We start from the raw sequence: 15146 nt of genomic DNA on the forward strand, positions 1-15146 counted from the left end.
AAGATAGTATAAAAAGTCAGTTATAACTTTATGTGGTGTTACAAATAGTTTATGAAAAAAGGGAAAAGGGATATAAAATAATCTATTTCCTAATAAAGCAACATTTTATACTATATAAAAAAGGTTGACCGTGTCATCACAACACAGCCAACCTTAACGACTAACATCTTTTTTGGGTTAATCTTTGTATGATAAAACCTAAAACTAATGTCTTTTAGAGTAATTACTTGGCGTCGTTCCAATATTCAGGAGCGCCAAGACCAGCAGCAAAACCTGCATAGGTATGCTTGCGAAGATAGTTGAGATCCCAGAGACCAGTAGGCTCACCCTTGCGCCAACCTGAATCCTTAGGAGAATCTGTAGCACACCACTGAGTGATGCCATACTGCTGAGCAGCAGGAATAATCTCGAAGTACTTCTGGAGAACGAAGGTGTAGAGGTCACGCATTTCCTTGTGTTGTTCCTCGGTCATCTGATCATAAGTTACAGAATTGCCAGCGGCATCGACGTAACCCATATCAAGTTCAGAAATCTTGCAAAGCTTGCCACTTTCCTTCATCAACTCCAACATCTTGACGATATGATTTTTCTTATTTTCCTGAGTCTTAGGATCAGCATAGCAAGAGATATGCATCTGAGATGCGATACCATCAATCTTGGTAACACCATCAGCCTCCCAATCCTTGATCCACTGAATCAAACTCCTCAACTTGCCATTGTCGTCCCAATCACTCTCCAGGTTATAATCATTGATGAAGAGTTTCAATTTCTCAGGGTCACCATTATGGTCGGCGAAACTCTTGCGAGCATCAGCCACGGCTAAGCGAACATAGTCGAGGTCGCCAAGATAATCCTGCCAGTAGAAATTGTTCTTTGCATCGTCAGCTGAAACGTTGCCTCGTTTAGCAGACTGCAAGTCGTACTTGCCATCACCATCTTTATCGGCACCAGAAAGGGCCTCGTTCACAACATCCCAAGATGTGACATAACCATCAGTAGCCTCCATCATACCATCAATCCAAGTTCCCATGGCAGTGGTAAGAACATTTTTCTTCTCTTCATCGGTGAGAGGAATGGAGTTGAGATTCTTGACCTGACAAACCTGAACAGAATGTACATCCAAAGTAGCATCTGCAGTCTGTGGTTTCAAGATAATATCATAATTACCTCCAGCAATATTAGGCATCTGAAGTTTTACGTTATGACGACCAGCAGAAACAGGTACTTTTACAGTAATAGCCTGATCACTGGCACCCCAACCATTCTGCATAGTCAATTCTACTCCACTAGCATCCTTTGAAGCAGACAAGTCAAGATAAACCACATAATTACCCTCAGATAGCGTATTGTTGCTACCTGGCATAACAAAGAACTGAGACCAAGCTCCTGTTGGAACAAAATGGATAGCACCATTCACAACAGGTGGTTCGCATCCCATAGCATAGAATGGGAAAGGTCCATCAGTATAGGTTTGCTCATTAACTAGTTGTTCTACCTCGACAGATGCGGCTGCAGAAGCCACCTTGATGGTACAGCCAGTCGGTGTCCAACCATGAGCCGACTCTTTTGCAAAGTCTCCATTTTCAATAAGATTCTCATCAGAACCAGCTTTCGTCAACTTAAAGTCATCGCAAGAAATGGTTCCTCCTACGTTACCGAACACAAACTGAAGCTTATCAATAGGGAAATTGGCAGTAAACTCCCAAGTCAAAGTAGAATAATCGTTAGTGATGTCATAATCAGCCATATACTGAACATCATTACTACCACCCCATTGGTTTTTATTATCACTTGCTTCCCAAATAGGCCAAGCAGCAAAAGTTCCACCATCCGAAGCCTTTACCTTAACGGACATCACGTAACTTTGTCCCTTAACCAATGCCTTAGGCAACACATAACTAATCTGTTTATCCCATTTATTGACACCAGCTTCGCCACAAGCAATCTCCAAGTACTTGTTTCCACCATTTGGGTCAGGTGGCAACTCCTTATCCTTGATAAGATTTTTGAGGTACTTATTGGCTGCCTGAGCATGCCAAGCCAGCGTATGACCATAAATCGTCATATCTGCATCTTGCGCATTCTTGACGAACTCCTTGACTAACGAAAAATCCATACTGCCATCATTTTTCACACAAGAAGCCATTTTCATGGCATTACCAGCAGTCATTTCATTGAAATTGCTACCAGCAAGGCAATATACAAGTCCCTGCTTGTTGAATTCGGCTGCTTCGAGCGCAATGCCCAACTTAAAGTCGGGATTGCACTTGCCGGCAGCTTTCATATCTTCCATGTATTTCTTCAAAGGCTCGTAGTTATTCAGATACTGATAATCCTTCAAATTCTTGGTCATATCAGTTCTGTACTCCGAGAACTTGTCATCAGCACAAGAAGACAAAGCCAAGAGAGCCATCAAGCCTAAACCTAAATTAATATTTTTCAATTTCATAATAATCAAATTATTAGAATGACACTTATCTATCAAGAATATTACTTCTTGATATACTGAGGACTGAATTGAACAACACCATTGGTGTTACCACGAGTCTCGGCAACGAACTGATCGGATGTTTCCAATGCAATACCAGAACCGAAATCAACCTTGTAATTGAGAGTCAGGATGTCACGATCCTTGTTACCCCAAGCCAACTTAGCTCCCTTTTCAACAAACTTTCCTGAACCAGAAGCAGTCATACCCTCTGTATCAGAAGTAACGGTACAATTACCATTATCATCGAACGTAAGTTTCAAGTTGCAAGTGACCTTAGAGCCGTCAGCTTTATTTACAGAGACTTCGAAATTACATTCCTTCAAACTCTTGGTTGTAATTCGACTCACTTCATCCTTTTCAAGAGTTGCACCTTCACGCTTTACCTCTTTAGTTTGTCCATTCTCTGTAATCTTGTCAGTTCCTCTACGGAAATAATAGCCATCCCATGGATTCATAAACCTAACGCAATAAAGGATATAATCCTTAGGAACAACAGACCAAGCTGAAGCATCAGTACGAACAGGAGTTGAACCTGCAACGGCAGGAGAACCCGAAAGAATAGAATCGGCTCCCACCATTTCCTTGATGCGAACTGGGATTACATATGTATTCTTTGCACAATCAGGGTCAGCAAAAAAAGCATCCTCCAACTTAACCTGAAGACGTCCCTGCAATTTCCCATTATACGCAACCGTCTTGGTAGGAATTGTATAATAATTGCTAGGCATTGGCTTTACAGGAGTGACTCCATCCTCAAAATACAGATTGTCACACAATGAATTATCAACATCTACATTCAATGTGATGTTTTTTCCATTATATGCTCCACCCATTGTAGATACGATATACAATACATGATTGTTATCATCCGTATTATCTCGATTCTCATCATTGCCTAAAACTACAGAACGTTCGATATACTGATAAGGATAATATACAGTAGTACCGCCCTCATAATCAGGAAATTCTTGGTCGCCATTCTCACAAGAGTTAAAGCCTAAAGCCAAGATTCCCAATGCAGCCATGGACAAATATTTGCTTATCTTCATTGTTTTCATCATTTTAAATATTAGTCGTTATTTTTTACTTCCCAGCCCTTATTCTGCTGCAAGTTGCTCCACTTCAACATTTCGCTCTGTGGTATAGGACCGTAATACATGTAATCTTTATAGCTGCGATCCTCAACCTTCATGTCTTTGTATGATGGGACACCAGCCTCTGAAGTGATTTCAACACCACGCACAGCCTCATTTAGAGGAGCTTTCCAACGGCGAAGGTCACTAAAGCGCTTATTTTCAAAACAAAGTTCCAAACGACGCTCGTTGCGAATCAACTCACGCATTTTCTCTTTGCTACCAGCGCACTCATCCAAGTATGGATCCTCGCCAAACTCGCCAACTCCGGCACGCTCACGGATTGCCTTGATTACATCGTAAGCTGAGTAGTTATGAGATCCCTTACCCTGTGGTCCCCAAGCCTCGTTGGCAGCCTCAGCGTAATCAAGGAATATCTCAGTATAGCGAATATACACAGGATAATGATACTGAGCATTCTTTGCATTAGGGTCAGGATTACAATCCTCACGCAACAGCTTTTTCATGTAATAGCCTGTACGAGTAGAATTGGAAATCTTATTCAAACCATCATTGTTATTAGCCGTCGTAATGTCTGTATGAATGGTCTTTCCCTTATAAGTACTACCATCATGAATGATATAAAGGTCAAGACGAGGATCTCGATTGCTGTAAGGATTCAACTTATCATACTCAGAACGAGCATCGGTGATAGGATAACCATTTACAGCAGGGAATGCATCGACCAGATTCTGAGTTGGGTTGATTCTACCCTTACCATAAAGAGACGGAGGGAAATTATCAGACTCTTGGTTCAGACCAAGATCCCAGTCATCAGAACCATTGGTACGACTGCCACGCCAAAGAATTTCAGCAGGACAAGCACCTGAGCCAAGCGCATCGATTTCCCTGGTTTGCATAAACCAATTATTACCTGTAGCAGACAAACCATTCACACCATTGATACGGTCAAGAACGGTAGCTGCATCGTCAGCAGCCTTAGCATAATCCACGTTTGTACCTTCTGAGAAAGCAGGACTAGCTGCAAGCAAAGATACCTGTGAGCGAATAGCCTCAGCGATACGACCGCTGATACGACCACGCATAATGGTACCAAACACACGGTTGTAGTCTCCTGCGGTCTTTACTCCGATTTCCTTATACTTGGCAGGAACATCGTTATCATCTGTCAAATCATTGTAATCAAGAGGGAGAAGCTTGGCAGCCTCGTCCAAATCGCTATAGATTTGATCCAAGCACTCTTGGAATGTATTACGTGGCTTGTTGAAATCATCAGTAGAAGTCTCTGGTTCTGTCAAATTAGGAACGCCAAGCAATTTGCCATCGGCTGTCCATCCACCATGATTCATCAAAAGATAATACAAGTTGAGAGCTCTCAAAGCATAAGCTTCACCTTTACGGCTATCACAATACATCTTACGGGCATTCTCGTCCTTTGCCCAGTTTACCTTATCTACCTCCTGAAGGAAGATATTGAGATATTGGATACAAGCACGACCATTTGTCCATTTAGACATAGGATCGTTATTAGCAGTCCAAGAACCTGTAGCCATCTTGAGAAAGCCATTTGTCAAGTCATTGCTTACAGCGTCATCTGTAGCAACATCAGTAACACTCTTGGTATTGTAAGGAAGCATCGCATAACCATATCCCAATAGTCCCTGAGCGTATGTTGGCTCATTGTAAATCTCATCCAAGCCACGGTTGTTTTCCTCTGCAGGCTCGAAGAGATCTGAGCAAGAAGCCAAGGTAAGCGACATTGCTGCTAATATAAATATATTTTTTACTTTCATTTCTTTCTACATTTTAAAATGATTAGAATGTTGCCTTCACACCTATATTATAATAGCGTGTCTGAGGCGCAGACCCAACGTTCATCTCTAAAACTTCGCGCTCTCCTGAAATGGTAAGCAAGTTAGCTCCGCTTACGTATGCCGACAACCCCTTAAGCCATGTCTTTTGGAACAAAGTACTAGGCAAGTCGTAAGTTATCTGGACCTTAGCCAAGCGGAATGCATCTGTCTTGTACATCCAGAAGTCTGATGTCTGGAAGTTGTTGTTACCATCAAGAGATGTCAAACGAGGATAGGTTGCAGTCTCTTTGGTTTCCTCTGTCCATCGGTTACGAACTACAGCAGAATATTTGCTATCGCCCTTTACCCACCAATAAGAATTATTCTTGACTCCCCAAGCACCGAAGTTACCGGTACCAAGAGCGAAGAAGGTAAAGTTCTTCCACTTAGCTGTAAGATTGACACCAAGCGTGAATGGTGCACCGTACCAACCACCCTTACCCAAGAAGACTTGGTCGTATTGGTCAATTTTATTATCACCATTTACATCCACATACTTGATGTCACCAGGTTTAACTGTTCCACCAAAATAGCTTTGGTCTGGAGAATTTTTGACTTCCTCCTCGCTTTGGAAGAGACCTGCGCTCTTGTAGCCCCAAATGCCATCAAGTGCCTTTCCTTGTCTGTTCTGATACTGCTCTACGTTGTTCTCATCTCGTTTGGTAGCCTTGGTTGTATAGTAAGTACCTGTCACACCAAGTGAGAGATCCACATCACCTACCTTCTTATTGAAGTTGGCAGCGAAATCAAATCCAACTCTTCGATTATTGTTGTAATTAAGTACAGGCATAAACGAAGCCGCTGGATAACCAGTATTCAAATGAGATGGATAGAATGTTGGCGAAGAGATGATATAACCCTCCATCGAATTGATGAAGAAACTTGCATCCAATGTCACCAATTTCTGCCACAAGGATGTCTTGAAATTCAGAGACAACTCTTTGCGCTTGATAAAATCAAGGTCTTTGTTCTCACCTCTTTTTGAATAGGTGTATTTATCGCCAGATCCATCATACCATCCATAGCCGTAATCAGAAGTCCAAATACTCTGATAGAGATAGTAGCGATTGTCACCATTTGCTATATCAATATCCTCATTGATAATACTACCTGATACACTAATCATCATGTCATCTACCACCTTGGAATTCTTCAAGAAAGACTCATTCTTGAGTCTCCAACCCAAAGAAAGTGATGGTGAGAGAGCCTCACGATGACCTGGAGCCAACTGGGCAGAGTGGATGGCAGCTAATCCAAAATCTGCGTAATACTTCTGGGCATAATTGTAAGAAGCATCGAATGCAAGATTGGCACTAGAGTTCTTATGATACTGTCCAGACTTCGACTGCTGGAAGCCAGAAGCTATCAACATTGCCGACAGATTGTGAACCTTGTTGAAAGTATTGTTGTAGTTTAACTGACCAGAGAAAAACATGGTCTGGTTATCTGTACTTCCACTGATGTTCTGGTTGCCAGACTTTTTATCCTCACCTTCCTTCTTCAATGCGACAATCATATCCTTGCCATCGATGTTAGCCCATGTTGGGATATAAACAGCATAGCTATTATCGAAAGAAGTATTATAAGAGGTGGCATAGTCAACTGCGAAATGAGTCTCGAAAGACAAGCCCTTCAACACCTTGTGCAAGTTGATATTGACACCCGTATCAAACTGGAATTGACGACTAGTAAATTTACTACTTCCTGCAGAATAGATATCAGCAAAAACATTAGAGGAGTTTGCCTGAGTACCAGCAAGGAAGTATTTGCCATCAACCAACTTCGCAACGCTCATCAAGTCCCAAGCAGCCTTAGCATTAGGGGCTATCATATCTGTAGAGATAAGAGGAGCTGCATTCTGTGGAAAATTAGGACGCCAAGTAGCAGCAGCATCCCAGTAATTACCCTTTGCAGAATGAGAATCATAGAAGGTTGCACTGGAGTTGACCCAAGCCTTAATATCATCAGTAATGTCTATATCCACATTACCACGAACGCTGAAGCGCTGGGTATTATTATTCTTTGCCTCACCAAACTTGATATAATCGCCCTGGCGATAATAGTTGATATTGCTATAGAAATGAGCTCGCTTACCACCACCGCTGATTTCTGCAGTAGCCTCATAACGGCTGTTCATCTTTCTGAGATAATCAGAAGAATAGAAATCGAGATTAGGATAACGATAAGGGTTCAAACCTGCTCCATGATTATAGATGTCCTCAGTAGAATAAAGTTCAGACAGACCATCATTACGACGAGCCTCGTTATAGAGAGTCATATACTCTGCACTGCAAAGATACTCTGGATAAGACATTGCTACATTCAAACCTGCATTAGCCTGCACCTCGACCTTCAAGCCATCATTATGACCACGCTTGGTGGTTATGACTACAGCTCCCTTGGCAGCCTTGCTACCATAGAGCACCACAGCCTGCGCACCCTTGAGGAAAGATATCTGTGCAATCTCACTTGGTTGAACGTTGTTAGCTTCACGAGGCACACCATCTACCAAGACGAGATAACCAGCGTTGTCGGCATCCATACCCCAGAGAGAATTGCCATTCCAACCACCTACATAACCTTGCATATTGTCGAGGCTATAAGTATGGTAGTTCTTCTTCATCAAGTTCTCTACATCGACTACAGACACACCGCCCAAGAGGTCATCCTTGGCTACCTTTCGGTAAGCCACCTGAACCATCTCCTTGTCGGCACTGGCTGTGTCGGATTCGCTTGTCTGTGCAGTCTTGGCATTGGCACCAAGAGGAGCCAAAGCCACAAGACTTGCTACAAAAAGCTTATAATTATATGATTTGAATATTGAATTCATACTATCATTATTCATTTAGTATTACTAATTTATAATTTTAAACCTTACCAGCCTGGATTTTGTCTAAACTCTGGATAGAGCTGAGTCTCCTTGATTGGCAATGGGAACCAATAGTGCTTGGTACCGAAATTACGAGTCAATATCAACTCTCTGCGATAATTGGCAACCTGAGCGTCCTTAGGATCATGATTCTTAAAGAAGTCAGCACTTTCCACACGATCAAACTCCTGTGAGAATTTTTGATTATATGGTGCCTCTGTCAGAAGCAACCAACGCTGCAAGTCACAAAAACGGAATCCTTCGAAAGAAAGTTCTACCTCACGCTCACGACGAACCTCGTCCATGAACTTATGGTTGTCTGCAACAAATTCTGCAGCAACATGACCAGCACCACAACGGTCGCGAAGAGTATTAATTGCATCTTCTGCGGTCTTACCAAAGTTTGAAGACTTTCCAGAAGCACCACCGAATGCAGCACAAGCCTCTGCATACATCAAGTATATGTCTGCAAGACGCATATATGGCAAATAGCAGTGGAAAGCTGCACCCCAGTCGTAATCTTTATCCACTTCATTACAAGTATGAGGCACCAACTTCTGAATGAAATAACCCGTACGGCTTGCATTTGCTACTGGGCGCATATTACCACCCGTATATAATTGGCAATACTGTAAATCTGCATACTGACCAGGTGATCCGTTCAAATACTTAAAACCATCAAAGACGATATCGTGGTAGAAACGGGGATCACGATTTTTGAAAGGATGGGCAGGGTCGAAACCAGACTTTGGATTAAGTACATACTGACCATTCTCAACCAAATAGATTGGTTCTCCGTTAGCCATTCCATAAGCCTCTACAAGGTTGGCCGTAGGTTGGTGAATGACATTATCATGAGCAACGACTTTCTGTACCTTAGGGCCAAAGACCTTAGAGGTGTTCCAGTTAGAGCCATTGAAATCAGCAGATGGACCACGGAAGATAGCTTCAACCGTTCCAGGCATTTTCCAGTTCTGCTTCTTGGTATAGAATATATCAGAAAAACAGCTATTGGCATCAGCAGATTTCTCATGATTATAGATGTCTGAGTACTTAAACTCTGCCAATGCATATTGTGTCTGACCAGCTTCCACAAGAGAGAGCAGTTCACCAAAAACCTCAGCTGCCTTCTTAGCATATTCTTGATCATAATCATAAGTCTTGCCATTCTTGCTGGCACCAGTCTGCGCACCATTCTTCATCAAAGGACTAGCAGCCCAAAGATAGGTTTTACCAAGATAACCAAGAGCCATGATCTTATTGATGCGAAGATCATTCTTACCTTGTGTGGCAGCACCTGCAGAAGTCTTATCCCAATTAATAGGCAACAAATCGGCAGCCTTGCGGAAATCTGCTGCCGCTTTATCAGCGCATTCCCGATAAGAAAGGCGTGGCAAATTCAGCTCAGCATTGGCATCGAGATAAGTATCCACATAAGGCATACCACCAAAATACTCCATCATTTCCTCATGCCACCATGCACGGAAGAAATAGAGCTGACCCTCTATCAGTTTTTTCTCTTCAGCACTTCCAGTCACAAACTTGTCGATATTCTGTAAACCGAGATTACATTTTCTGATGCAATACCACGCATGGTTCCAAATACCGTGTGCGAACTTATCTGTGGAAGTAGAAGAACCATCACGCTTTAGCCAGTTACCAGTAGTTTCCCATGCACGGAAGTTACCTAAATCAACCTGATGGGTCATTCTATTATCAGCCTCAGGATTGAAGATTTCATCATCACCCCAGTTCCATGAAGGACAATAGTTACATTTCTCTTTATCAGGGATACAGTTGTATATTTCCTCAACGAAACCTTGGAAATTACGGAAATTGGCAAAGGCATCGTCTGCAGAAACTGTTGAGTCTGGCTCCTTGTCCAAGTAGTCTTGACAAGAACTCAGCGAAGTACCGAGAGCCAGCGAGACGCATCCCGTCAACAATAATGTCTTTATCTTATTTTTCATCTGAATATTTTTTTTATAATTACAATGAGAATTTAACACCTAAGTTGAAGCGGCGAACCGTAGGGTATGCTCCCAACCAGCCACCACCACCGAGGTTTGCCTCACGGTCATCAGGCATACGAGTCCAGAGCCAGAGGTTATTACCATTCAAGTAAATCTTGAGGTAGTTTACGCCTAATGCCTTAATCCAACCCTTGGTCCAGGTATAAGCAATCTCGACATTCTTCAAACGAATGTAAGAGCCATCATACATATACTGTGTACCATCGAAGTAACTTGAAGCAGTGGCACCCCAACGAGGGAGGACACATTCTGCATTGGTTTGATTCTTATTCCACCAAGTACCAATATCATAAACATTATCAAGCTTATTACCAAAGCTTCCCAATCCTACGTCACGGGTCACATTAGTTACTCCATAGAACTGAGCGAAAGCAGAGAAACCCTTCCATTCGAAACCAATAGTAGCATTATAGGTGTTCTGCGGACTACTACTATAACCTACAGGAGCCGAGTCCTTGCTATCAACTACACCATCACCATTGAAATCAACAATGTAATAGTCACCAACCAAACGGTGATTGTCATTGGAGTCGTGCGCCGGAGAACCTATCAAATCATCAATATTATTGATAAAGCCCCTATCTATATAAGAGCGATACTGATTCATGGCAAATCCTGCCTCCTTTTGATAATTTGGAGTAAGGATGGCATCATCCTTCAAAATTACCTTATTCTTGGCATGGGTCATATTGAAATTACCCCAGAGTCGCAAGCCATTAGCAAACACCTTATTAAGTTTCAATTCCCACTCGTAACCACTGGTACGAACCTTACCTTTATTAATAGTAGGTGCTGTCGTTCCGAAATAAGAAGGAACAGAACGGTTGGAGCCGAAAATCAAGATGTCATTACGACGATCACAGAAGAAATCCAAAGAACCAGTAATCAAGCCTCCCAAGAAACCATAATCAATACCGAAGTTGGTTTTCTTAACTGTTTCCCATTTCACATTATCATTTCCAAGAGTGTTCTGTCGATACCATGTGTAGATGCTCTCTGTATGGTCAAGATCCATAGTAGTCTTGCCGCCATACGCCCACTGACTCATATACAACCAGCGGCGAGAAGAATCAAATGGGTCACCTATGTTGTCATCACCAATCTCACCATAGGAAGCACGGAACTTCAACATATCGATGATGTGCTTGTCACGAAGATACTTCATGAAGTTTTCCTCAGTGATAGTCCATCCGATAGCACCTGAATTGAAGAAGGCAAAACGATTGTCCTTGCTGAACTTTTCTGATCCGTTATAGGCACCATTATACTCGATGTTATAACGACCTGCATAGCTATAGGTTGCACGGAATGCCCAGTCCTCACGGTAAGTTGGCATCACACTACCACGTGCATTCTCCTGACGTGAGAACAAGCCCATGGCTGATACATCATGCTGTCCAAACTTGCGAGCCCAGTTGAGCTGCAACTGATAGTAGAGGTTGCGAACAGTCTGGTTATTATCTACAGAACCACCTTCCGTTGTCCAGTTCACACCTTGCTGCCAATCAAACTTATTCTGTCCCTCAAGTTCTTTGCCATAAGTAACCTGACCTGTTTCAGGATCAATATACTTAGTCTGGGCATCATTATACAAGTCATTGATACCTCGTCCTGTCTCAACAAAAACATTATCCCAAGAGATAGTACCACGGAAATTTAAGCCTTTGGTTATGAAATCCAATTTCTGCTCAAGGGTAAAGTCTGTATTGATACGAGTGGTTGTAGCCTGTGCTGTACCACCAATAGCAAGATTCTGTGCAGAGTTACTTACATTGGAAGCAGCTGGATAGAATCCCCATGTGCCGTCAGAATATTGTGGCAAGAACACATCTGGGGCGATGCTATAAGCACCAGCCCACTGCTGACCAATCTGCCACTCACTATTGCTCATGTTACTCCAAGGAGCTTTTCTTACGCCATTGCTACCAGCCACATTTACCTTCAAAGTAGTGCTACTTGTGATGGCAAAGTCCAAGTTACTACGAACATTGATACGATTGTATCCATAGCCAGAGTTGTAATTACGACCATTGTCATACTCACGGAAGAGGTCACCCTCATGCACGAAATCAGCAGAAGCGAAGTACTTAACGAATTTTGTACCACCACTCACGTTCACGTTGGCATTATAGGACACAGCAGACTTTTTGAAAAGTGCATCCTGCCAATCCACATTGGGATAACGTTCACGCTGCTCCTCCGTAGTCTGGTTTCGATAGTTGTCTATAAAAGACTGAGGACGAAGATATGAAACACCTTCAGGATAAATGCCCAGTTCACGCTCTACCACTTGGTTGCGAAGCATCAACGCATCATAAGAGTCGTACTTATTAGGCAACTTAGAAGGAGCTTTCAACGTAGCATTGAAACCAACGTCAATCTTAGCCTTGCCTTCCTGACCACGCTTGGTGGTAACCAAGATGACACCATTGGCTCCCTTCACACCATAGACTGCAGTAGCAGAAGCATCCTTCAGTACAGAGATGCTCTCCACAGAAGAGATGTCCACGCTGCTCAGAGGACGTTCAATACCGTCAACGAGAACGAGAGGGTCGGAATTGTTCCATGAGCTAGAACCACGGATGATAATCTGAGGTTCCTCCTCACCAGGCATACCATTGCCTTGGATTGTAACAACTCCTGGGAGGTTACCTGTCAAGGCTGAACCAACGTCGCTAACACCAGCTGCACGCTCCAAAACCTCACCAGTAGTCTGGGTGATGGAACCTACGACAGAAGCCTTCTTCTGCTGACCATAACCAACAACTACAACTTCGCCGATGGCATTGTCGTCTTCAAGAGTAAGTTTGAACTCTCTCTTCGTACCTACCTTTACTTCCTTGGCCTTCATACCCACGTATGTAAATACCAGGGTAGAATTCTCTGAAGGAACACTGATACTGAAGTTACCATCAAAGTCGGTGACCGCACCGACGCTGGCATTACCTTTCACTTTTACAGTGGCACCTATCAGAGGCTCACCTGTACCGTCAACAAGATTACCCTTGACCTGGATATTCTGTGCCTGAGCATTCAGGCTGCAGAAAGCTCCCACCAAGCATAAGGCTGCTGTCCGTTTCATTGTTAACACTTGTTCAATCATGTTCTATTCATTTTTGATTTATGTTTTATAGTTTATGCATTCACATTTTATATGATTGTCTATTCACGGGTGCAAAGATACTTGTTTCATTTCAGATGCACTTTGTCTCTTGTAACAGATACTTTGCCGTTAATAACAAACTTTAAAAGAACGAATCTTACCAGCTTTTAACACTTGTTTTATTACATAGACACCTTTTTGAGGTTTATTCACTTTTTCACCAGCTATATTATAATAATAGGTGGCGACAACCTCAGCATCGTTCACTTTTTGCTCAATTCCCGTGTCTGTTTGTTTCATGTACCATTCCTTGTACCAGTTCATACAGGCATAGCCGCAGCACTCTTCAAAGAGATTGTGCTTCTTGGCATTCTGGAAACCCGGAATCACCTTGCCGGTCTTCAGATACTCATCGATGTCATAGTACTCCTGCGGATGGGTAAGGGTCATGCCGATATTGCCGAAATGGTCGTGAACAGCCTTCCATGCCAATCCCCATTTCGAGGTGGATGCCGTTGCCCAGCTGCCCAGGTTAGGCTGAGTCCACTGGCCCCATTCGTTGTAGTGACCTTCGTTCGCCTTGTCAGGATCTTCCGGACTCCAGTCTATCTCCGTTACCATGATAGGCTTCGTCTCTACCATCGGCACCTGACTCTTGAAGTTGCGGATAAAGGTATCGTGATTGCAGTTCTTGTCGGTCATGTTGCCATACCAGCCGGAATATACATGTACGGCATACGAGAAATTATCCTCACTGTCGGTGATAGGATACTTGGCGTAGTTCTGATATTGGCTCTGATAACCTGCACCCGGAACCCAGATAATTCCCTTGAACCCCTGCTCGCGAATCACATCCACCACCGGCTGGAAGTAATCATGCAATGCTTTATCCGAATTAGATCCATCACTCAGATGAACCCTCACCGGCTCGTTGGCAAGTTCGATGGAGATCAATCCAGAGTTCTGCTGGATATACTCATCAGCAGCAAAAGCTTTCCATATAGCCTTCAGATAGCGATTATATTTGTCGTCAACGCTGATGTCGCCCGGGCAGACGCCCGGTGGACGAACGATGACGTAAAGCCCATGAGCGATGGCATCCTTTATCAATGGAATATAAAGTTTCTGGAGATATAGGCGATAACGCGCCATGCTGAACGCCGAGATGTCAGCCTCATTCTCTGCCTTCTTCGATGGATCGTTGGTCCAGCAAGGATCCATGTGCAGACGGAACACGGTGCAGTAAGCTCCCTGCTCCTTGTCGGTAATAGCAGCAAACTGCTTAGAGAAATATTCCAAGCAAGGCTGGATGTCGGCTTCAGAATAGTCAGCCTTCCACTGCTGCCATCTCCAACCGTTGAAGTATCGGTTTGGCGTATCCATTACGCCATGCAAGACAACCGTCTTACCTGTGGCATCGACAAGGTTCTTTCCTTCTACATGCAGGGCAGGAAGATTGTCAGCCGCATTGCCAAGCAATGACACCATGGTCATCGCCAAGCCAAGTATTATTTTCTTTTTCATATCTAGTTGTTGTTTTTAGATTCTATCATATTTTGTAAAATAGAATGGCGCGTAATCACTACGCACCATTCTTTGAAAACCAATTAATCATGAGCCTATAGCAACATGATATCTTGAATGTTATAAACCAAATTAAATCTAAACGTTAGTAAACCTAACTATTAATAAACCTAACTATT

Annotated in this window: 7 protein-coding genes; all 7 read right to left on the bottom strand. The window is 43.0% G+C overall.

The window, feature by feature from the left end:
* Positions 1-223: 223 nt before the first annotated feature.
* Complete coding sequence (locus tag ACTQ16_RS06545; protein ID WP_441936705.1) at positions 224-2449, bottom strand: endo-1,4-beta-xylanase; 2226 nt, start codon at positions 2447-2449, stop codon at positions 224-226.
* A gap of 41 nt (positions 2450-2490) precedes the next feature.
* Entirely contained in the window at positions 2491-3540 is a 1050-nt protein-coding gene (locus ACTQ16_RS06550; protein ID WP_441932873.1) for a DUF5627 domain-containing protein, read from the bottom strand.
* Between the two features lie 20 nt (positions 3541-3560).
* A complete protein-coding gene (locus ACTQ16_RS06555; protein ID WP_441932872.1) occupies positions 3561-5378 on the bottom strand; it encodes a RagB/SusD family nutrient uptake outer membrane protein in 1818 nt (605 codons plus the stop codon).
* 22 nt (positions 5379-5400) lie between these two features.
* On the bottom strand, positions 5401-8268 hold the full coding sequence (locus ACTQ16_RS06560) for a SusC/RagA family TonB-linked outer membrane protein (RefSeq protein ID WP_441932871.1): 2868 nt from the start codon (positions 8266-8268) through the stop codon (positions 5401-5403).
* Positions 8269-8312: 44 nt separating this feature from the next.
* Complete coding sequence (locus ACTQ16_RS06565) at positions 8313-10277, bottom strand: RagB/SusD family nutrient uptake outer membrane protein (protein ID WP_441936707.1); 1965 nt, start codon at positions 10275-10277, stop codon at positions 8313-8315.
* A gap of 19 nt (positions 10278-10296) precedes the next feature.
* A complete protein-coding gene (locus ACTQ16_RS06570) occupies positions 10297-13443 on the bottom strand; it encodes a SusC/RagA family TonB-linked outer membrane protein (protein ID WP_295348110.1) in 3147 nt (1048 codons plus the stop codon).
* A 129-nt stretch (positions 13444-13572) separates the two neighbouring features.
* Positions 13573-14967, bottom strand: a complete 1395-nt coding sequence (locus ACTQ16_RS06575; RefSeq protein WP_441936710.1) for a cellulase family glycosylhydrolase — start codon at positions 14965-14967, stop codon at positions 13573-13575.
* Positions 14968-15146 lie beyond the last annotated feature (179 nt).

The organism is Prevotella sp. LCP21S3_D2, assembly GCF_052118345.1.
Classification (GTDB): Bacteria; Bacteroidota; Bacteroidia; order Bacteroidales; family Bacteroidaceae; genus Prevotella.